General features: G+C 59.6%; 19 protein-coding genes and 1 pseudogene. 12 read left to right on the top strand and 8 right to left on the bottom strand.

The genetic code is table 11. The annotated features are described in order from the left end of the window. Window positions 1-79 precede the first annotated feature (79 nt). Window positions 80-514, top strand: a complete 435-nt coding sequence (locus FFI89_RS25265) for a hypothetical protein (protein WP_138830285.1) — start codon at window positions 80-82, stop codon at window positions 512-514. Window positions 515-589: 75 nt separating this feature from the next. Here FFI89_RS25265 and ppk2 read toward each other — a convergent pair whose 3' ends face one another. Both ppk2 and FFI89_RS25255 read right to left on the bottom strand, forming a co-directional pair. Continuing rightward, entirely contained in the window at window positions 590-1390 is an 801-nt protein-coding gene (ppk2, locus tag FFI89_RS25260; RefSeq protein WP_138830284.1) for a polyphosphate kinase 2, read from the bottom strand. Window positions 1391-1422: 32 nt separating this feature from the next. Next, the gene (locus FFI89_RS25255; RefSeq protein WP_138830283.1) at window positions 1423-1878 is read right to left on the bottom strand and encodes a hypothetical protein; all 456 of its coding nucleotides are present in this window, start codon (window positions 1876-1878) and stop codon (window positions 1423-1425) included. A 154-nt stretch (window positions 1879-2032) separates the two neighbouring features. On the opposite strand from FFI89_RS25255, the gene FFI89_RS25250 reads away from it, so the two are divergent. The 8 genes from FFI89_RS25250 to FFI89_RS25215 all read left to right on the top strand — a co-directional run bounded on the left by FFI89_RS25250 (window position 2033) and on the right by FFI89_RS25215 (window position 9717). Continuing rightward, entirely contained in the window at window positions 2033-2476 is a 444-nt protein-coding gene (locus tag FFI89_RS25250) for a hypothetical protein (protein ID WP_138830282.1), read from the top strand. After that, window positions 2469-3701 (top strand): HlyD family secretion protein, encoded by a 1233-nt coding sequence (locus FFI89_RS25245; protein ID WP_138830281.1) that lies wholly within the window; start codon window positions 2469-2471, stop codon window positions 3699-3701. The genes FFI89_RS25250 and FFI89_RS25245 overlap by 8 nt, the downstream gene beginning before the upstream one ends. Window positions 3702-3717: 16 nt before the next feature. Then, on the top strand, window positions 3718-4131 hold the full coding sequence (locus tag FFI89_RS25240; RefSeq protein WP_246669247.1) for a hypothetical protein: 414 nt from the start codon (window positions 3718-3720) through the stop codon (window positions 4129-4131). Between the two features lie 62 nt (window positions 4132-4193). Further along, window positions 4194-4382 carry a hypothetical protein gene (locus tag FFI89_RS25235; protein WP_138830280.1) on the top strand — a complete coding sequence of 63 codons (189 nt, stop codon included), beginning with the start codon at window positions 4194-4196 and terminating at the stop codon, window positions 4380-4382. A gap of 361 nt (window positions 4383-4743) precedes the next feature. After that, complete coding sequence (locus FFI89_RS25230) at window positions 4744-6405, top strand: DUF3300 domain-containing protein (protein ID WP_138830279.1); 1662 nt, start codon at window positions 4744-4746, stop codon at window positions 6403-6405. Next, on the top strand, window positions 6402-7325 hold the full coding sequence (locus FFI89_RS25225) for a DUF2950 domain-containing protein (protein ID WP_138830278.1): 924 nt from the start codon (window positions 6402-6404) through the stop codon (window positions 7323-7325). The genes FFI89_RS25230 and FFI89_RS25225 overlap by 4 nt, the downstream gene beginning before the upstream one ends. Next, window positions 7309-7776, top strand: coding sequence for a hypothetical protein (locus FFI89_RS25220; protein WP_138830277.1), 468 nt, complete (start codon window positions 7309-7311; stop codon window positions 7774-7776). Before FFI89_RS25225 ends, FFI89_RS25220 begins: the two co-directional genes overlap by 17 nt. Window positions 7777-8103: 327 nt before the next feature. Next, entirely contained in the window at window positions 8104-9717 is a 1614-nt protein-coding gene (locus tag FFI89_RS25215; RefSeq protein ID WP_138830276.1) for an MASE4 domain-containing protein, read from the top strand. Window positions 9718-9888: 171 nt separating this feature from the next. Here FFI89_RS25215 and FFI89_RS35040 read toward each other — a convergent pair. Beyond that, window positions 9889-10080: pseudogene (locus tag FFI89_RS35040) on the bottom strand (DUF4344 domain-containing metallopeptidase); the annotation flags it as partial. 357 nt (window positions 10081-10437) lie between these two features. Here FFI89_RS35040 and FFI89_RS25205 point away from each other — a divergent pair. Next, window positions 10438-10923: a CBS domain-containing protein gene (locus tag FFI89_RS25205; RefSeq protein WP_138830275.1), complete on the top strand. Its 486-nt coding sequence runs from the start codon at window positions 10438-10440 to the stop codon at window positions 10921-10923. A gap of 41 nt (window positions 10924-10964) precedes the next feature. Beyond that, window positions 10965-12350: a GntP family permease gene (locus tag FFI89_RS25200; protein ID WP_138830274.1), complete on the top strand. Its 1386-nt coding sequence runs from the start codon at window positions 10965-10967 to the stop codon at window positions 12348-12350. Window positions 12351-12411: 61 nt separating this feature from the next. Here FFI89_RS25200 and fabI read toward each other — a convergent pair whose 3' ends face one another. The 5 genes from fabI to pflB form a co-directional block, all read right to left on the bottom strand. Continuing rightward, window positions 12412-13194 (bottom strand): enoyl-ACP reductase FabI, encoded by a 783-nt coding sequence (gene fabI, locus FFI89_RS25195; RefSeq protein ID WP_138835689.1) that lies wholly within the window; start codon window positions 13192-13194, stop codon window positions 12412-12414. A gap of 311 nt (window positions 13195-13505) precedes the next feature. Further along, a complete protein-coding gene (locus tag FFI89_RS25190) occupies window positions 13506-14375 on the bottom strand; it encodes a formate/nitrite transporter family protein (protein ID WP_138830273.1) in 870 nt (289 codons plus the stop codon). Window positions 14376-14401: 26 nt separating this feature from the next. Then, window positions 14402-16006, bottom strand: coding sequence for an aspartate:alanine exchanger family transporter (locus FFI89_RS25185; protein ID WP_138830272.1), 1605 nt, complete (start codon window positions 16004-16006; stop codon window positions 14402-14404). A gap of 39 nt (window positions 16007-16045) precedes the next feature. Then, a complete protein-coding gene (gene pflA / locus FFI89_RS25180; RefSeq protein WP_138830271.1) occupies window positions 16046-16873 on the bottom strand; it encodes a pyruvate formate-lyase-activating protein in 828 nt (275 codons plus the stop codon). A 12-nt stretch (window positions 16874-16885) separates the two neighbouring features. Continuing rightward, window positions 16886-19156, bottom strand: coding sequence for a formate C-acetyltransferase (gene pflB, locus FFI89_RS25175; RefSeq protein WP_138830270.1), 2271 nt, complete (start codon window positions 19154-19156; stop codon window positions 16886-16888). Window positions 19157-19442: 286 nt separating this feature from the next. Here pflB and FFI89_RS34575 point away from each other — a divergent pair, with 286 nt between their 5' ends. Continuing rightward, window positions 19443-19616: a hypothetical protein gene (locus tag FFI89_RS34575; protein ID WP_168213040.1), complete on the top strand. Its 174-nt coding sequence runs from the start codon at window positions 19443-19445 to the stop codon at window positions 19614-19616. Window positions 19617-19640: the final 24 nt, after the last annotated feature.

Here is a 19640-nt window from a genome sequence, read left to right as displayed (position 1 = left end):
TGGACCAGCACCAACATTGGCCAAACTGCTGACCGACTCACCAATGACATAACGTCATAACCAGAAGGAAACGAAAGTCATGCGAAGATTTTCCATTCACGCCGCGCTGATCGCCATGCTCGCAGGTACTGTCGGTTTCAGCACGTCCTCGCGCGCCGACGTCGGCCAGGTTGCCGTCGTCTTCACCAAGGGCGGTTTCATCGTCGGCGTCGGTGGCGGGCAGGGCGTGCTCTCCTTCCGCGGCAGGCATTATCGCTTCACGGTGTCGGGCATGAGTGTGGGCTTCACAATCGGCGCCTCGACCAGCAAGTTTGTTGGAAAGGCAATAAACTTGCGCAGCCCCGGCGATTTGGCCGGTACCTACGCCGTGGGCGGGGCGGGCGGCGCACTTGCAGCGGGGGCCGGAGGCGTCCAGTTGCAGAATGCCAATGGTGTGATCCTGCGGCTCAGCGGACCAAGGATGGGATTCGAAGCCTCGGCGGCCGTTGGCGGCGTCACCATCAAGATGCAATGATCCACGATGCAATGATCGTCGACACGGTGGGGTGCCGCTTTGCGCCGCGCCCCCAAGCCGGTTCGATGCGATGGACTAATACCGCTCCTCGACAAACTTCATGCGGCGCAGGCTCGCCTGGTCGTTGTAACGGCCTTTATGGGATCGCTTCGGCAGCTTGATCTTGTCTCGCGCGATTTTTCTGTACGGTATCGTCTTGAGAATATGGGCGATGACGTTGAGCCGCGCCCGTCGCTTGTCGTTGGAACGAATCAGCCGCCACGGCGCATGCTTGGTGTCGGTCGCCTCGAACATCATGTCGCGCGCCCGCGAGTAGTCATACCAGCGCCCGAACGACTCGGTGTCCATTGGACTCAGCTTCCACTGCCGCAATGGATCCTCGATGCGCGCCTGGAAACGGAGTTCCTGCTCCTCCATCCCGACCTCAAGCCACAATTTTATAAGGATGATGCCGGCATCGACAGCGAATTTCTCAACCGATGGACACAATTCGAGAAAACGTTTGTGGTCGCTCGGCGAACAGAAGCCCATGACATATTCGACGCCGGCGCGGTTGTACCAGCTGCGGTCGAAGATCACGATTTCGCCGCCAGCCGGGAATTGTTCAATATAGCGCTGCAAAAACAGCTGGGTTCTTTGCCGGTCAGACGGCGCGGGCAGCGCGCAAATTCGAAACACCCGCGGGCTCACCTTTTCGGTCAGGGCCTTGATGGTGCCACCCTTGCCGGCGGCGTCGCGGCCTTCGAAGATGATGATCACCTTCAGCTTCTCGGTCTTCACCCATTCCTGCAGGTGGCAAAGCTCTACCTGAAGCTTTTCGAGCTCCTTCTCGTAGTCCTTGCGTTTCATTCTCTCTGCGGGCCCGTCAACTGACATTTCACTGTTTCCGTAACCAATTGCAGCTGCCCTCAGTCCGCCCAGGCGATCGTGACGCCGATGTCGCCCGGCACGCCTCCCGGGTAGTCGATGATCTGGTAGCCGATGCGATAGCCGCGTGGCTTCAGATAGTCGGTCCAGAGCTGGTATATTTCTTTGGGAATGCCCGTCAGCGTGTTTTCCCAGCCCGGCTCTTGCTGATTGATGGCGCGGCCCCGGTCGGTGCACAGCGTATTGGGAAAGCGATAGACCTGAACTTCCGTCAATCCGCTTCGTACCGCCCGCTGGATTATGCTTGAGGCGAGCTGGATCTTTTCGGCTTCGCTCTTGCCCGACGGGCGAGTAAGCCGTTCGATCAGCGCCCGCTTCTCTGCCTCAGCTGCGGCAGCGAGACGCGCAAATTCATCGGCTTTTTCGGCCTCCTTGAGAGCCGCTTCCTCGCGGATTTTCTTAGCATTTGGGATGAGATCGTCGATGCTGTCGGACATGACGGACGGCTCCTGGCTGGCTATCGGTTACAGAACTGCCACGAGGCTAGGTGCAGCCAACTGCGGTCCGTTGATCCAAATCAAGAAAATCGCGTCAGGCCAGGCCACGATGTAGTCTGGTCTCGAGTGCCTGGACACCTTGGGGAGACGAAATTTGAACGAACAGATGCACCCGATGGCCCCCCATCATCTGCCGTTTTTCATTCCTGGCGCTGACGGGTCAGACACCCTGATAGTGGTGATGGGCGTTTTTCTTGTGGCAATGGTTCTTTGGGTGGGCAATTTGTACTTGAAGCTGCACAGCCTGCCTGAGCGCATGGCGCACAGGACCCACAAGCTGCAATTCGAGATCGTCGCCGTTCTTGGGCTGATTTCGCTTTTCACCCATATGCATATTTTCTGGATAGCTGGTTTGTTGCTTGCCATGATCGATCTGCCGGATTTTGGCACGCCGATGAGCAGCATTGCTGATTCCGTCCGGCGCATAGCCGACACCACGCCGGGGACGCGCGCTGCTGAACCCCAAGCCGAATTCGGATCCGACAGCAATTTGAGCGTCCAAATGCCGGCGAAGGAAGGGGCACGCGACCATGCTTGAGCTTATGATCTGCTCGCTGGTGACAATTCTTCCGGATTACCTCTACCGCCGGTATAGGCAGGGTAAGCGCCTTGGCAAGGAGATCACGTTCTTCTCGGTCTGGTACGAACTGAGGTGGGGCATTACCGGCTGTCTGATGCTCACGATCGGGCTGATCACGATGATCTTCTATTTCCATCCATCGACCACCTCGGCCGCGATCTATTTCAGGACGGTACCGATCCTGCCCGAAGGTTCCGGCCGCGTCGCCGAGGTCAATGTCGGCTTCACCGCGTCAGTTAAGAAAGGCGACGTTCTGTTCCGGCTTGACGGTTCGAAGCAGGAGGCCGCCCTGGAAACCGCCAAGCGAAAGATTGCGGAGGTGGAGGCTTCGCTGATCTCGGCGCGGGCCGACATCGTCAAGGCGGACGCCCAGGTCGGGGAGGCGAAAGCCTCGTTGCAGCAAGCCAGGGACGAACTTGATGTGAAAAGCGAACTGCAACGTCGAAACCCCGGCATTGTGCCGCAACGCGATATTGAGAAGCTGCAGGTGCTCGTTGATCAACGGCAGGCCGGCGTCGACGTCGCGAAGGCTTCGAGAGAATCCTCTGCGTTGCGGGTTTCCACCCTTCTGCCGGCCGAGAAGGCGAGCGCTGAGGCCGAGCAGGCGCAGGCGCAGGTGGATCTCGACAAGACGTATGTTCGCGCGGGAATCGATGGCCGCGTCGAGCAATTCCTCCTCCGTATTGGCGACGTCGTCAATCAATTGATGCGTCCGGCCGGAGTCCTGATACCCGATGGCGCGGGCCGGCGCAGTCTGCAGGCGGGCTTCGGACAGATCGAAGCCCAGGTGATGAAGCCCGGCATGATCGCGGAAGCCACCTGCGTCTCGAAACCCTGGGTGATCATTCCTCTGGTCGTCACGAGCGTGCAAGATTTCATTGCCGCCGGTCAATTCCGGGCCGGCGAACTGTTGATCGACCCTCAGAACCTGCAAAAACCTGGTTCGATTCTCGTTTTCCTGGAGCCGCTCTACAAAGATGGCCTGGCGGATGTAACGCCGGGCAGCTCCTGCATTGTCAATGCATATACCAGCAACCATGACGTCATCGCCGATCCGAAAACCGGCGCACTGAAAGGATTTGGCCTGCACGTTATCGATGCGACGGGGCTCGTGCATGCATTGTTGCTCCGTATCCAGGCGTTGCTGTTGCCGATCAGGACACTGGTGTTGAGCGGTCACTAAGGGAGAACCTATAGTTATGAAAAGAAACCCAGCCTTGGCCATGGCGATAGCGGCAGGATGCGTCTTTCTATCATCGCCGCAGGCGAATGCGTTCGAGCTTACTGGCGCGTGGGCGACGAGCGCGGACCAATGTACCAAGGTGTTCACCCGCAAGGGACGCGCGAACCAGGTCGGATTTACGGCCTTCCCAGGCGTGTATGGCGGCGGATTCATTGCCGAAGCCGGTCGCCTGAGGAGCAAGGCCGAGATCTGCAAGATCAAGTCGAAAAAGGAGAGCGATCAGATTGTAAATTTGGTCGTTGCTTGCGCCTCGGGGATCATGTCGTCAAATGTCCAATTTTTCCTCAAAGTAATTGATGGCAACACGATCTCCCGAGAGTTTCCAGGAATGGAAGGAATGGAAGTGAAGTATCACCGCTGCCAAATCTAGGATAAAATCCTTGCTCGACGGAGCTTGACCTAGCTCAACGCACACCACGATACTTGGGACTGATGGCGTCGATCAACGGAACTACGCGCGCTCAATGCCTCGCAAATGCGGCTTTGATCGCGGGACTTCATCGCGCGCACCGTCCAGTCAGCGTGGCGGACGGCGCAGCGAAATTGCTCAAGGTGATGGCCGACTATACCCGCGCGCTGAAAACGATCTCCGACAGTTTCGACGGCGATATCGAGGTCTGACACTCGCGCTGGAGAAAATCCAGTTCACGAGCTCCGGAAATTGCAGCTTGCGCGGCCGGACAAGCTGCGCGTCAGCCGCACCGGCGGTTTATGCCGACGTTCAGCTGGTTTACGACGCAAGACCGTTTCGATCTATTGTAACAAAGCCCAGCGGCGCAGGAAGCCCGCGACGCTGTCGCGTTGAACGTGGCGGCGCACCGGCGGGAAAACCTCATGACCGCCGGCTGGTTCTTGCGCCGCAGCAAGGGAGCGCGCCGCAGGGGCAGATGCCACACTGAGCCGTCGGATTCCTTTGATCTCTGTCAAACCTTGGCATTCGGGCTGCGCGAAGCTTGCGCCAACGACAGGAATGGAGGCGACAATGTTTCATTGGGTGAGGACCTTGATTGCGCTTGCGCTCCTGATCGCGACGCCCGTTGCCACCCTCGCCCAAACGACGGATCGACCTGCGCCATCCGCTCAGTCGTCGCCGAGCCAACCTGCGGCCCAAGCCCCAGTCAGTCCGTCGCCGTCCCTACCTGACCAGTCACTCCTGAAGCCAGAACAGCTCGAGGCGCTGGTCGCGCCGATCGCACTTTACCCGGATGAGCTGCTCGCCAACGTGCTGGCTGCATCGACCTATCCGCTGGAAGTGGTGCAGGCCGATCGTTGGCTGAAGGAGCGCAAGTCGCTCAAGGGCGACGCGCTGAAGACGGAGGTCGACAAGCAGTCCTGGGACGACAGCGTCAAAGCTCTGGTCAGCACGGCCGCCGTCCTGACAATGATGAGCGACAAGATCGAATGGACCAAGAATCTCGGCGATGCAGTGCTGGCCCAGCAACCGGACCTGATGGACGCCGTCCAGCGGCTCCGCACCAAGGCCTATGATAACAAGAAGCTGGTCACGACCAAGCAGCAGAAGGTCAGCGTCAAGACCCAGGAAAGCAAACAGGTCGTCGTGATCGAACAGGCTGACCCCGCGACGGTCTACGTGCCGTATTACGATCCGGCCACGGTCTACGGGACCTGGCCTTATGAGGCCTATCCGCCATATTACTTCGGGTACCCGTCCTATATCGGCGCGGGGGTGGTTGCGGCTGGTCTCGCCTTTGGCGCAGCCTGGGCTATCGGCCGCTGGGGCAATTACTGGGGCGGTGGCTGCAACTGGGGTAATCGTAATGTCTACGTCAACCATCGCACCGCCAACGTCGGCTGGCAGCACAATTCGGTGCATCGCCAGGGCGTGCGTTACAACAACGCTAATGTTCAGCAACGCTTCGGGAACAACAATCTGAAGGCCGGCGCTTCGAACCGGATGGATTTTCGCGGCCGCGACGGACAGCAGGTGTTGCGTCCGAACCAGGGTGCGGGGGATCGGGCGGGAGATCGTGGCGGTGACCGTGCCGGCTCGCGCGACCGGCCCGGCGGCGGTGACCGCGCTGGCGTTGCGGACCGCGCCAAGGGCGGCGGTAATCGCGCCGGTGCTGCGGACCGCGCCAAAGGCGGCGGGGATCGCGCGAAGGCCGCTAACCGCGGCGGCGGGGGTGCAGCCAACAGAGGTGGCGGCAATCGCGGCGGCGCGATGGATTTGTCGTCTGGCCGGGGGGCGTCTGCGGCATCCGCACGCGGCCGGTCGAGCATGGCAAGCATGCCGCGCGGTGGTGGCGCTGCAAGCTTCGCCGGCGGGCGTGGTGGTGGCGGCTTCCATGGTGGCGGAGGAGGCGGCTTCCGTGGCGGAGGTGGCGGTGGCTTCCGGGGCGGCGGCGGCGGTGGGCGGCGTTCCGACGTTGCGCTCAAGCATGACATCATCCTGCTCGGCCATCTCTCCAGCGGCCTCGGCTATTACCGCTTCAGCTATCTCGGCAGCCGGAAGACGTATGTGGGTGTAATGGCGCAAGAGGTGCAGGCCGTAGTGCCGGATGCGGTGACGCGCGGTAGCGACGGCTACCTGCGGGTTTACTACGAGAAACTCGGACTGACGTTCCGCACGTATCGCGATTGGATTGCGAACGGCGCAAAGATCCCTGCGGAGGTGTCGCCATGACTGTCATGACGTCATTCCATCGCGCCGTGTCGACAAGTGTTGCGGCCATCTTGGCGCTGGCCCTGATGAGCTCGGTGTCCCAGGCGCAGCAGTCTTTTCCCTCTCCGGAGGATGCCGCGGCGGCATTGGCTGTCGCGGTCAAGAGCGGCCCACGCGATGTTTTGAAGGTCCTCGGCAGGGCCGCCGATGACATCGTCTCGTCGGGCGACGAGGTCGCCGATGCGGACACGCGTCTACGCTTCACGTCCATGTATGACGCCAAGCATTCGATCAAAGCTGAGGGTAACAAAAAGGCCACGCTGATGTTGGGCGCGGACGACTTCCCGTTCCCGATTCCACTCGTCAACACCCGGACCGGCTGGGTTTTCGATGCTGACGAGGGCCGCATCGAGGTCCTGTATCGTCGTATCGGCCGTAACGAGCTCGACGCGATCCAGACCTGCCTCGCCTATGTCGATGCCCAGAACGAATACGCCGACAAGGATCGCGGTGAGGGCGGGGGCGTTTATGCGCAGCGGATCGTATCGACGCCAGGCAAGAAGGATGGGCTGTTCTGGCGTGACGATAGCGATCCGAGCCCACTCGGCGCATTGGTCGCGGAGGCTGCGGCCGAAGGCTACAAGGCCGGTGACAAGCCGGCGCCTTATCACGGTTACTATTTCCGGATATTGAAAGCGCAGGGATCGGATGCACCCGGCGGCACGCTCAATTATGTCGTGAAGGACAAAATGATCGGCGGCTTCGCGCTGATCGCCTGGCCCGCCGAGTATGGCAATTCCGGCGTGAAGACCTTCCTGGTCAGTCATGTCGGGACGGTCTACGAGAAGGACCTTGGAAAAAGCACCGACTTCTTCGCCAAGCGCCTGATCCTGTTCGATCCCGACCAGACCTGGAAGAAAGTCGATGCAGCAAAACCCTGAGCGCTGGATAGCTGCACTGCGCTTGGTCGTCATGTCCCTGGCGGCAATTGGGCTGTTCGCGTTGACAGTGCCGGTGACGCCGTCCTCGGCGCAGGCTCCCGGCCATGTCCGGGTCAAGCTGGTGAAGGCAGGGCTGATGGTGGGAGCCGGCGGCGGCAGCGGTGTCGTGACGTATCGCGGCCGCGACTATCCGTTCAGGGTGTCCGGCCTCAGCCTGGGAGTTGCAGCCGGCGCGTCCATCAGCCGGTTGGAAGGATGGGCTACCGGAATCAAGCAGATCAGCGATTTCGCCGGCACTTACAGTTCAGTTGGAGGTGGCGGGGCCTTCGTTGGCGGGTTCGGAGGCGTTCAGCTCAGCAACGACAAGGGTGTAAGGATCGCCCTGCAAGGTCTCCGGGCGGGAATGGAGTTCGCGGGCAACGTCAGCGGGATCAAAATCTCGCTAAAGTGAAGGCCTCCGGCGTGGCAAAATATGCCGCCGGAGTTGATAATCCCTGAGCAAAATCCGCCGGATCGGTCGGCATTTGCATGCGGCCGTAAAGCCCGCAGCGATCCGGGCTGCCGCTCACAAGCAACGCCCAGGGCGGCAACGGACCTTGCGTTTGGCGATGCGACAAGCGCTGCGAAAAGGTTACGGGCTCCCTCGAAATGCTTGATACCCGGGCTTTGGCCGCCAAACTTGATTGAACACGGCTGAAGCACTCGCCAACGGAAGTCTTCCGGGGGATACTAAAACTTCAGTGGGCGGAAGCCCGTCGCCGGAGGGAGTGGCGCGCCAATGCCGAAAGCGGACACTCACCAGTATTTGCCCGATGCAGATCACGATCCTCCGGTCGTGGTGCCATTGATGCCTTCGACGCCGGGACATCGAGCCGTCGCTGTCGGGGTAATAGTTGCGCTGCTCGCCACGGCGGTTCTTGTTGCTCCGTTCGCGAACGTACAGTTAGGAAGAATAGACAGCTTTGTTCCGGTCCTTCAGACGGTCCTGAGCGCTGCTGACCTGCTCACGGCGACTCTCCTGTTGGCTCAATATTCGGTCCAGCCGCACCGCGCGCTGCTCGCTCTCGCGAGTGGATACCTCTTTGGCGGCTCGTTTGCCTTTCTGCAGACATTGAGCTTTCCGGGCGGCTACGCACCGGGTGGCATCATCGGGGACGGTTCCAACACTCCGGCCTGGTTTTTTGTTTTCTGGCACACAACTTTCCCCTTGGGTATCCTTGCGTATGCTTTGCTGAAGGACAAAGGCAAGAGCTCTCCCATTTCGACGACTGCGAGTATCGCCATGACCGTTGCCGGCGTGTTTGGAGCAGTCGCCGCGCTGTCGTGGCTGGTGACGGTTAGGGTCGAGTCATTACCAAGCTTCTACGCGACAAGTATCACGCTGCAGACAAGACTGGGCAGCCAAATCAATGTCGCCTTGTTGCTGTTCGGCGCCACTACACTGCTGGTGCTTTTCGCCCGAAGACGGACTGTGCTCGATCTGTGGCTCCTGGTGACCTTATTCGCCTGGCTACCCAACTTTCTGGTAGCGGCCGTCGCGAGTTCGGTTCGCTTTTCGGTGGGGTGGTATGCAGCCCGCGGATTTGCGCTGGTCGCAAGTTGCATGCTGTTGTCCGTATTGCTGACCGAGATGATCGTACTATACACGCGCCTGGCCAGCGCTCTGACGATGCAGCGGCGAGAACGATCGAACCGCTTGGTGAGCATAGACGCAGCCACCGCGGCAATCGCACATGAAATCAGGTCGCCGTTGGCGTCAATCACGCTGAATACGAGCACGGCTCTGAAGCAGCTGCGCTCCCAGCCTCCTTTGCTGCAGGACCTGAATATCATTCTCAAAGACATAGAGGAGGCAAGCCTCAGGGTGAGCGCGACCATCACCAGCGTTCGAGAACTGTTCAAGAAACCAACAGATCAGCCTGCCATGATGCCCATTGAGGACGTTGTTCAACAGGGGTTACGATTGCTGCGGCACGAACTAATGATCAATGAAGTATCTGTCGTGACCGAGTTCCGGGCGGAGCCGTCTTTAGTGCGTGTCGATCGAGTGCAGTTGCAACAGGTGATCTTGAACCTGGTCAAGAACGCGATCGAGGCGATGAGTTCTACCCCTCCTGATCGTCGCCGATTGAACATCAGCACGCGGCTCCGAGGAAATTCGTCAGTTCTCCTGTCTGTTCATGACACCGGTCCCGGAGTGAATCCACAGGACCAAGGACGGATATTTGAGGCGTTCTTCACGACCAAGCCCGCGGGTATGGGGTTGGGTTTGGCAATCTGCCGCACGATCGTTGAACGGTATGAAGGCGGTTTGGTCCTTGCCGAATCGAGTCCCCGGGGATCGACATTCGAAATTTCCCTGCCGACGGTGCCTCCTGCCGAGGTGCGATGAACCGCGGCACGCGCCATCCATTATTTCGGAAACCGGTCCGCCGGCTGCGGCGCCATGCGCCCTGTCATTGATATGCGGGCCGATTAGCTTGGTCATGGCGAAGGAAAAGTCATTATCCTCTGTTTCGCACCTTTCGGCTCGTCGCTTGGGCAGGAAATTCTTTTCGACGACATCGGCAAAAAGGTTCTTGTCGGCACCGTAAGCGATACACAAGACGTTGAACGCCCGTTGGATTGGCGTCGAGTGTGCGTCCGAAAACGACTGGCGCGGAAGAGTGACCTCCTGCCCCGGCATCTGGGTTGTATAATGATGGGCAGACCCGAGGATCATTCTGCGGGCTTCATCTCTGCCGAGCCGACGCATGACGTAAGCGGAGAACTGATCGGCGGCATCTCCCCCCGGCCGAGCACCGGTATTTCCAGCATATTGGAGACGGCCCCTGTCTCGTGAAGAAATATATCAAACTCGCCCTGGCGCGGGTCGCCGGACTACCCGCGCTCCCGCGCCGCTCCAGGGTTTCCCATGCACACCTCCTAACAACAGCGTCGCGGCCGATCTTATCGTCAGCTGTTTGCCCTTGCAGCGCGTTTTTCGCAGTCAGTTGCCTCGGCTGTGTTGCGGCGCACAGCGATCGATCGGCCCCACACTTGACATAGATCAAGGCATTCCGCCTTCGGCTTCACAGATTCAACGCAGATCGAGCCATTATGAGATTGCACCATGGATCATCCGCTCAGACGGCCCGAGCAAATCCTTGCCTACCGACCGCTGAAACAGATCCTTGCCGCCAAGTCCAAGGCTCTCTGGACCGTTGCACCCGGCGACAATGCGCTTTCGGCGATGCAACTCATGGCCGACAAGAACATCGGTTTTTTGGTGGTCATGGAGCGCCGCACGATCGTCGGCGTTCTTTCCGAACGCGATTGCGTCCGGCGTCTCGTCCTCGGCGGAAGATCTGCCGAGGCGACGTCGGTCGCGGACATTATGGTCCGCAACGTCGTCAAAGCCGACATTACCAATACCTTTTCCGACTGTCTGAGGCTGATGCACGAACACCAGATTCGCCATCTGCCGGTGACGGATAATGACGACGTCGTGGGGGTAATTTCGGTTCGTGACTTGCTGGGCGAAGCGGTCGCGCACCACACGAGGGTCATCGCTGAACTCGAGCGGGAACGTCTGACCATGCTCACATCGACGGCCTGACAGGGCCGGGGTCGAACGAAGGCGCGCAGGGGATCTTCGCCATGAACTTCTTGATCGTGTTGGCCGCTCTGGTCTTTCTCATGCTTGTGGCCTATCGCGGCTACAGCGTGATCCTGTTCGCGCCGGTGGCCGCGCTTGGCGCCGTGCTGTTCACAGACCCGTCGCTGGTGCCTCCCATGTTCTCCAGCGTCTTCATGGAGAAGATGGTCGGATTCGTGAAAAGCTATTTCCCCGTTTTCATGCTGGGAGCAGTCTTCGGCAAGGTTATCGAGCTGTCGGGTTTCTCGAAGTCGATCGTATCTGCCGTGATAGGGATACTCGGCCGGGAGAGGGCCGTTTTGTCCATCATCGTCGTATGTGCGATCCTCACCTACGGCGGCGTGTCGCTGTTCGTCGTGGTGTTCGCGGTATATCCATTCGCAGCCGAGATGTTTCGCCAAGGTGACATTCCGAAACGTCTCATTCCCTGCACGATTGCGCTCGGGGCATTCAGCTTCACGATGGATGCGTTGCCGGGGACGCCGCAGATTCAAAACATCATACCAACGACCTTCTTCAACACGACGACGTGGGCCGCCCCGGTGCTTGGCATCATCGGCAGCATTTTCGTTTTCGGCGTAGGCCTCGCCTACATCGAGAACCGTCGTCGCGCCGCGCAGGCCCGCGGGGAGGGTTATGGCACGGAGGTTCTTAACGAACCGGAGCCGTTTGAAGAGAAGGAACTGCCGAATCCCTTGATCGCCATCCTGCCGCTAATCATTGTAGGTGTTTCAAATTTCATTCTGACCTTCCTGATCCCCCGCTTTTACGGAGCGAAACACGAGATCACGCTCGGCGACCACCCGATCGTAACGCAAATCGGATCGGTGGCGGCGATATGGGCCGTCGAAGGCGCACTCCTTCTGGGGATTGTGACCGTCTTCATATTTGCCTGGCGGCCCGTGCTTGCTAGGTTCGCGGACGGCAGTAAGGCAGCCGTCGCCGGCGCGCTGCTCGCATCGCTGAACACCGCATCTGAATACGGGTTTGGTGGCGTCATTGCACTCTTGCCCGGCTTCAAGACGGTGTCTGCCGCGCTGAGTGCGATTCCCAATCCCCTGGTCAATGAAGCCGTGACTGTGACGGTGCTCGCAGGTATCACGGGCTCCGCCTCCGGCGGCATGAGCATCGCGCTCGCCGCAATGTCCGATACTTTCATCGCTGCTGCAAAGGCTGCGAACATTCCGCTCGAGGTATTTCATCGGGTCGCCGCGATGGCGAGCGGCGGTATGGACACTTTGCCGCATAACGGCGCGGTCATCACGCTGCTTGCGGTGACCGGTCTCACACACAGGCAGGCCTACAAGGATGTGTTCGTGATTACATTGACGAAGACCGTGGCGGTATTTGTTGTCATCGGGTTCTTCTATTTGACGGGCATCTATTGAGAAAGCAACAGCAGGGGAGGACGCCCGAATTGTAGTGCACCCACCTGCGTCGTTGAATGTCCTAGTCGACGTTGTGATATCCACCGTCGATGTAGATCGTGTCGCCGGTGATGAGCCGGGCCACGTCGTGTGCCAGGAAAGCCGTTGCGGCGCCGACGTCTTCGATGCTCACGAGGCTGCGTGCCGGGGCTTTGGCCTTCGCTTTCTCGAGCAGCTTGTCGAACTCGGGAATGCCGGATGCGGCCCGGGTGGCGAGCGGTCCGGGCGAAATAGCGTGAACGCGAATACCTTTCGGTCCGAGTTCGGCGGATGCGTACCTGACGGCGCTTTCCAGCGCGGCCTTGGCGACTCCCATGATGTTGTAGTTTTTTACGACGGTACGGCTGCCGTAATACGTCATGGTAAAGAGGGTTCCGCCTTTCTTCATCAGCGGTTCAGCCAACTGGGCCATCCGAAGGAACGTCCAGCATGAAACATGCATGGTCGTCAGAAATCCATCCAGCGGAACGTCGATCACCCGTCCATGCAGCGCTTGCTGCGGCGCGAACGCGATGGAATGTACGACGAAGTCCAGCTTGCCCCACTCCTTGGTGATCCGATCGAATACGGCCTCCATCTGTCCGGGCACGCGGACATCGAGTGGCATCACAATTGGGGATTCGAGCGCCTGCGCCAGCGGATCGACGTGTTTCTTCGCCTTGTCGTTGAGATAGGTGACAGCCAGGTCGGCGCCAAAGGCGCGGAACGCGGCAGCGCACCCCCATGCGATCGATTGCTCGTTCGCGATACCCACGACGAGGCCTTTTTTGCCCTCGAGTAGCTTGGCCTTGACGGCCGGGATCAGCCGGGCTTTTCCCGCTTTCGGTATCTCGAGAGATTCGCCGCGGGCATATCTTTCGGCGGCCTGCTTCAAGAAAGTGAAGGCCTGGCGCCGATCCTTGGCATCCGCGGTCCTGGCTATCTCCCGGCCGTTCACTTTCAACTGTCCTTCTCCCCAAGGCGCAACACTGATCTCGAACCGATCATTGCCGACGGTGGTAGAGAACTGCTGCACCGTGGCACCCTTGCCGACGGGCATCTCCTTGTTAGGTTCCCAATTGGCAGTTTGCAGCGCCATGGTGATCGTCCTGTGCGGGTTGTTGATCCTGGATCTTGTTACCGCGCGTCCGGATTTGGCGCGCCGAAGGTCGCTCTGTAGATTGCCCAGTAGACAGCACCGACAAAGCCAGCACCGCCCACGATATTACCGAGCGTTACCGGTACGAGATTGTGGACGATCCCCGCGACGGTGACGGACGAAGCGTCGAAATTCGCTGGAGCGTGGCCCGTCTGGATCAGCAACCACGCCAGGGGTAGGAAATACATGTTGGCAACGCAGTGCTCGAATCCGGCGGCGATGAAAGCGGAAACCGGCAATATGACCGCAGCCATCTTGTCAGTGACTGACCGGCCTGCATAAGCAAGCCAGACTGCCGCACATACGAGCACGTTGCAAAGAATGCCCTTGAAGAACAATGTCACACTATCGGGACGGATCTTTCCGACGGCTGTATTCAATACGGAAAGGCCGATACGGCCATCGTTCATGTCGAGATGATGTGAGAAAAAGACCAGGACAATGAGCCCAAGCGCTCCGACCAGGTTGCCCAAATAGACAATCGTCCAGTTGCGCAGCATCGTCGCGGTGGACACGTTTCCGCTCGCCCAGGCCATCACAATCAGGTTGTTGCCCGTAAATAGTTCGGCGCCTCCAACCAGGACGAGCGCCAATCCGAGCGAGAAAACCAGGCCTCCAACGACGCGCACGGTGGCGAAGCTGAGCGCGGGGTCACTGGCGACGATTGTGTAATAGAGGGCACCGAAGCCGACGCCGCCGCCTGCGACGATCGCCAGCATGAAAGACGCCAAAAGCGGCAAATTGGCCTTCTTCACCCCGACCTTTTCGACGGCTTCCTTGATTTCGGCAGGGCTGTAGGCCTGCAGATTGAAGATAGGCGGTTGCGGCTCAGGTGCCTGGTCGGCCATCGGCGGATCCTCGGTCGACAGTCCGGCTATCCGCCGCCGGCGCCGCCAACCGCGAGCAGACCCACGATCTGCGCCGCGATCACCTTCACCAGCGTCATCGAAGGAAAGATCATGGCGTAGCCGATGTCGGGCCGTTCGGTCGGCGCCATCTTGGTTGAGTAGACCAGGATGGCGGGGTTTCCAGTCGCCCCGGACGCCACGCCGACCAGATCGTCGTATGGAATCTTCATGATGTAGTGGCCGACCAACAAGACGATGAACACCGTCGTCAGAAGCACGGCTACGCCGATAAACAGCATCGTGAAGCCTGACTCGGCCACGGTGCGGACAAAGGGTTGTCCGGCGTTCACCCCGACGGTCGCGAGAAACATGGCGAGGCCGAAGTTTCGAAGAACGATATTGGCCGGCAGGGGCATGGTCCAAAGCATGGGCCCAGTGCGACGGAGCTTGCCGAGAATGAGCGCAACGATCAGGGGTCCGCCTCCGATTCCGAGTGTCACGACACCGACGCCTGGAACTGGAATCGGAATGAGGCCGAGCAGAACACCCAGGACCATCCCAATCCCGAGCGAGACATAGCTGAATTCGGCCGCCGCCTTTACGGTGTCGCCGAAGAGACGCCGGATCTCTTCCTTTCGGTCGGGCGGCATCAGCACGCCGACCCGGTCGCCGAATTCCAGCATGAGGTCGGGTGACGGCACCAGGTCGGCATCGTATCGCCGGACGTGCAGCAGATGCGTCGGATAGCCGGCCGGCATCGGAAGACTGACGAGCGGCACGCCGACCATGTTGGCCTTTCCAACGAAAACACGGATGTAATCGAGATCGGCGCGGTCGCTCGCCAACTGGCCCGGCTGCAGGCTCCCGAGCTGAGTCGCCGCCTTGGCGATCGCCTCTTGGCTCTCCGCGACGACCATGAGAGCATCGCCTGCCGATAAAGCCGTATCGGAGGTCGGAACGAAGTTGCGTCCATCCTTTCGAACCATCGTGACCTGGACGTCGGCGAGCACGCTGGTTGTCAGTTCGTCGAGTTTTCTTCCGGCAAACATCTGGCTGATCGAAATCTCGCCCATATGAAAGCGCTGCGTTTTCGCCGGGAATTTTGGTTTCACGATCTGGGTCATCAGATAGATGCACAGGATCGGACCGATGACGCCAAAGGGGTAGGCGATGGAATATCCGATCGACGGATCCTTGTTCTTCATGACGTCGAGCGCGGCCTGAAGTGTTGCGGTGCTCGTCATCGACCCGGCATACAGGCCAAGCGTATGACCGATCTTGATGCCGAAGATGTGGCCCAGCCCGAGTGCAACACCCAAGCCGGCAAGGCATGCAACAAGAGCCAGCAGATTGTATTTCTGCCCGGCGCCGACCATCCCTTCGAAAAATTGCCGGCCGTAAAGTATGCCGATCCCGTATAGAAACATGATCAGGCCGGTCAGGCCGATCGGCCCTATAATCTGGGCTTTCGGCGCAAAGGCTCCGATAGCGAGGCCGACAAAAAGAACTGCTCCAACCCCGAGCGAGAACCCGGCGATATTGATCTGACCGACCAGATAGCCCACTCCGATCGCCAGAAAGGCCGTCAAGATCGGCTGGCTTCCGATGATTTCGCGTGCAAAGTCCAACATGTCTTTGAGCTCCCCTGGATCGATGTGACGATTTATTGTTCAGCGTGCCTGACACCCCGCGGCCCGGAACTGTCCAAGCACCCGATCGACCAATTCGCGGCTAGGCGGCAGCGTGTCCGCAAGCTTGTATTCGATGCCCATCGCCTTCCACTTGAACGCGCCCATCTGGTGGAAAGGTTGAACCTCTACCCACTCGACGTTCTTCATCGGCGCGACAAATCGCGCGATACCGTCGACATTCGCCGGATCGTCGTTCTCCCCCGGGACGAGGGTGAACCGAACCCAGACCGGCTTCGACATTGAAGCCAGGCGTTCGGCGAAGCGAAGCGTGGGGGCGATGTCACGACCGGTGGTCCGGCGGTAAGTTTCGGGATCCGAGCTCTTGATATCGAGAAGAACGAGGTCGATCTCAGATAGGTAGGCCTCGTCCGCGCGATCGCCGAGAAAGCCGGAGGTCTGGACCGCCGTGTGCAGGCCCATCGCCTTGGCGCCGGCGAAGATCCGGCGCGTGAAGGCAAGCTGCACCATGGGCTCGCCACCCGAGATGGTCAGCCCGCCACCGAGGGCCTGGATGGAGGGCGCGAAATCAGCCAGGCGGCGAAGTACCTGGTCGACCGAAACATAGGTGCCGTCCTTGAGGTGCCAAGTGTCCGGGTTGTGACAGTAAGTGCACCGCAGAAGGCAGCCCGAGGTGAAAAGCACGACGCGCAGACCGGGTCCGTCATAGCGGGACGACGTCTCATAGGAGTGGCAGTATCCGAACGCGCCTTCCTCGTCCTTGACCTCTTCGGTATCGGGCGCGTCGGGCGAAATGCCGACCCGGAGATCATGACGATTTCCGGGTTCCAGTGCCTGCACCGTCGACATGGAGCACCTCGCTCAAATCTGGCCGTGGAAGGTGCGGCTGATCACGTCTCGCTGCTGCTCCGGCGTCAACCGGACGAAATTCACGGCGTACCCGGAAACCCGGATCGTGAGCTGCGGATACTTGTCCGGGTTTTTCATCGCATCCTCGAGTGTCTCCTTGTCGATGACGTTCAGGTTCATGTGGAAGCCGCCGCGATCGAAATAGACGTCGAAGGCCTTGACGGCCTCATCGATAAGCTGGCCTTCCGACAGATGCGCTTTTTGGGGCGCGACGGAGACCGTGTAGCTGATGCCGTCCTGTGCATCCTTGTAGGGTAGCTTTGCGACCGACAGGCAGGAGGCGAGCCAGCCGTGGCTGTCGCGTCCGTGCATCGGATTTGCGCCCGGTCCGAACGGCTCGCCCTTCCTCCGTCCGTCAGGTGTGTTTCCGGTGGCCTTGCCGTAGACGACGTTGGAAGTGATCGTGAGTACACTCTGGGTGTGCGTCGCGTTCCGGTAGGTCGGGTGCTTGCGGATCTTCTCCATGAAACTCGTAACGAGGCTACAGGCGATCTGGTCGACCCGGTCGTCGTTATTGCCAAACTGGGGCGTCGACCGGTTGCCCTCGTTCTGGTAGTCGACCACCAGTCCTGTAGCGTCTCGCACGACGCGAATCTTGCCGTACTTCATGGCGCTGAGACTGTCGGCAACCACCGAGAGACCCGCAATCCCGAACGCCATCGTTCGTAAAATGTCGCGGTCGTGGAGCGCCATCTCCAGACGCTCGTAGAAATACTTGTCGTGCATGTAGTGGATGCAGTTCATGGCATGGACGTAAATCTTGGCGAGCCACTCCATCGTGATGTCGAACTTGGCCATGACGTCGTCGTAATCGAGGAATTCGCCCGCGACGGGCAACGACTGCGGCGCAACCTGGTCGCCAGATACTTCGTCCCGGCCACCGTTGATCGCGTACAGCAGGGCCTTCGCCAGGTTGACGCGCGCGCCGAAGAATTGCATTTGCTTGCCAAGGCGCATCGCCGAAACGCAGCAGGCAATCGCGTAGTCATCTCCCCAGAACGGCCGCATTAGATCGTCGTTTTCGTACTGAAGCGAGGATGTGTCCTTGCTCACCTTCACGCAGTACCGCTTGAAAGGTGCTGGCATTTTGGTCGACCACAGCACCGTAATGTTCGGCTCGGGCGCCGGACCAAGATTGTAAAGGGTGTGCAGCATCCGATAGCTGCTTCTGGTCACCAGAGCCCGGCCATCCAGATCCATGCCGCCAACGCATTCGGTCGCCCAATAGGGATCGCCGCTGAACAGCGCATCATAGTCAGGGGTGCGGAGGAAACGGACGATGCGGAGTTTTTGCACCAGCTGGTCCCAAAGCTCTTGCGCCCCGGCTTCGTCCAGAACGCCGCTTTTCAGATCGCGCTCGATGTAAATATCGAGGAAGCTCGATATGCGGCCAATCGACATCGCGGCGCCGTTTGCTTCCTTGATGGCGCCCAGATACGCAAAATAAGTCCACTGGAATGCTTCCTGTGCGTTCGCAGCGGGCCTGGATACGTCGCTACCGTAGAGCTTCGCCATGGACGCCAGATCGGCCAGCGCGCGCATCTGCTCCGATAGCTCCTCGCGCATCCGAATGATTTCGTCGGTCGGCCACATGTCGTCGATTTGCGCCCGCTCCGCTTTCTTTTCCTTAAGGAGGCGGTCGACCCCGTAGAGAGCCAGCCGGCGATAATCTCCGATGATCCGTCCTCGCCCGTAAGAGTCGGGCAAGCCGGTGACGATCCCCGATTTCCGGCAGCTCATGATCTCGGGCGTATAGGCGTCGAACACGCCGTCATTGTGCGATTTACGGTATTTCGTGAATGCTTCATGCACACGCGCATCGGGTTCGAAACCTGCCGCCTGCAAGCCGTTCTCGACCATTCTGAGGCCACCGAACGGGAAGATCGCCCGCTTGAAGGGCTCGTCTGTCTGCAGGCCTACAATGACTTCGTTGTCACGATCGATATAGCCGGCCTTGTGCGCCAACAGGGTTGAGGGGGAAGCAGCATCGACCGCAAGCACGCCCTTCTTTCTCTCATCCGCGAAATAAGGCTGCAGTTTTGCCCACACCGCCTTTGTGCGCTGCGAAGGGCCTGCCAGGAAGTCCTCGTTGCCGCTGTAGGGCGTCACGTTTCGAACGATGAAGTCGCGTACGTTGATCGAGATCTGCCAGTCTCCCGGCCGAAACGCCTTCCAACAATCTCCAGTATCGGTTTCTTTCCTGAGAGCGGCACTTGCTTTCATGATACGTCTCCCACCGCGTGCGTTCGATTATGTGCCCGAGGGGGTGCTTTACTTGCGGGCGACTGCGCTGGATGGTGGTACGGTGGGGTTGCCGTTGTTTGATCTAGATCAAGTTCAGCCAGCTTACAAAAGAGCGGGTTAGGGCGCTCTACTTGGGTTCGCCGCCTGCGCCGCGCTGCCGCTCGCGTTCTCGATCGACGCTGGCTTGGGTCGCTAACCCGGCAGAGTAGGTGGCTGTGTTGAAGGCAACGGCACTTTTAAGTGTGCGAATTGAGAGAGGGTAAAAATGGCGGAAACACCCAAGCTCTCCGTGGAGAAAGCTTTAAAAAAGATGCGCGAGAGCGACGCGAAATCGGAAAGCTCGTCGCGCGACGAAAAAGCCGACGCATTGAGTGAAGAAATAAGGCGAATGAGAGCGCAACGTATGCGCCTGGATCGTCAGTCGCCCAAGCGCGACTAGGCCTAAGGACAACGCTTCGTTCCA

Origin of the sequence: Bradyrhizobium sp. KBS0727 (genome assembly GCF_005937885.2) — a bacterium.
GTDB lineage: Bacteria > Pseudomonadota > Alphaproteobacteria > Rhizobiales > Xanthobacteraceae > Bradyrhizobium.
Note: the sequence above shows the minus strand (reverse complement) of the source record. Positions and strands in the feature narration are given on the sequence as shown.

What these genes read in the sequence shown, in the direction of transcription:
- FFI89_RS25230 (WP_138830279.1), top strand. Translation starts at nt 4,744, where the DNA reads ATGTTTCATTGGGTGAGGACCTTGATTGCGCTTGCGCTCCTGATCGCG.
- FFI89_RS34575 (WP_168213040.1), top strand. Translation starts at nt 19,443, where the DNA reads ATGGCGGAAACACCCAAGCTCTCCGTGGAGAAAGCTTTAAAAAAGATG.
- FFI89_RS25185 (WP_138830272.1), bottom strand. Translation starts at nt 16,006, where the DNA reads ATGTTGGACTTTGCACGCGAAATCATCGGAAGCCAGCCGATCTTGACG.
- FFI89_RS25235 (WP_138830280.1), top strand. Translation starts at nt 4,194, where the DNA reads ATGGCGTCGATCAACGGAACTACGCGCGCTCAATGCCTCGCAAATGCG.
- pflB (WP_138830270.1), bottom strand. Translation starts at nt 19,156, where the DNA reads ATGAAAGCAAGTGCCGCTCTCAGGAAAGAAACCGATACTGGAGATTGT.
- FFI89_RS25240 (WP_246669247.1), top strand. Translation starts at nt 3,718, where the DNA reads ATGAAAAGAAACCCAGCCTTGGCCATGGCGATAGCGGCAGGATGCGTC.
- pflA (WP_138830271.1), bottom strand. Translation starts at nt 16,873, where the DNA reads ATGTCGACGGTGCAGGCACTGGAACCCGGAAATCGTCATGATCTCCGG.
- FFI89_RS25265 (WP_138830285.1), top strand. Translation starts at nt 80, where the DNA reads ATGCGAAGATTTTCCATTCACGCCGCGCTGATCGCCATGCTCGCAGGT.
- FFI89_RS25200 (WP_138830274.1), top strand. Translation starts at nt 10,965, where the DNA reads ATGAACTTCTTGATCGTGTTGGCCGCTCTGGTCTTTCTCATGCTTGTG.
- FFI89_RS25225 (WP_138830278.1), top strand. Translation starts at nt 6,402, where the DNA reads ATGACTGTCATGACGTCATTCCATCGCGCCGTGTCGACAAGTGTTGCG.
- FFI89_RS25220 (WP_138830277.1), top strand. Translation starts at nt 7,309, where the DNA reads ATGCAGCAAAACCCTGAGCGCTGGATAGCTGCACTGCGCTTGGTCGTC.
- FFI89_RS25255 (WP_138830283.1), bottom strand. Translation starts at nt 1,878, where the DNA reads ATGTCCGACAGCATCGACGATCTCATCCCAAATGCTAAGAAAATCCGC.
- FFI89_RS25190 (WP_138830273.1), bottom strand. Translation starts at nt 14,375, where the DNA reads ATGGCCGACCAGGCACCTGAGCCGCAACCGCCTATCTTCAATCTGCAG.
- FFI89_RS25245 (WP_138830281.1), top strand. Translation starts at nt 2,469, where the DNA reads ATGCTTGAGCTTATGATCTGCTCGCTGGTGACAATTCTTCCGGATTAC.
- FFI89_RS25205 (WP_138830275.1), top strand. Translation starts at nt 10,438, where the DNA reads ATGGATCATCCGCTCAGACGGCCCGAGCAAATCCTTGCCTACCGACCG.
- ppk2 (WP_138830284.1), bottom strand. Translation starts at nt 1,390, where the DNA reads ATGTCAGTTGACGGGCCCGCAGAGAGAATGAAACGCAAGGACTACGAG.
- FFI89_RS25215 (WP_138830276.1), top strand. Translation starts at nt 8,104, where the DNA reads ATGCCGAAAGCGGACACTCACCAGTATTTGCCCGATGCAGATCACGAT.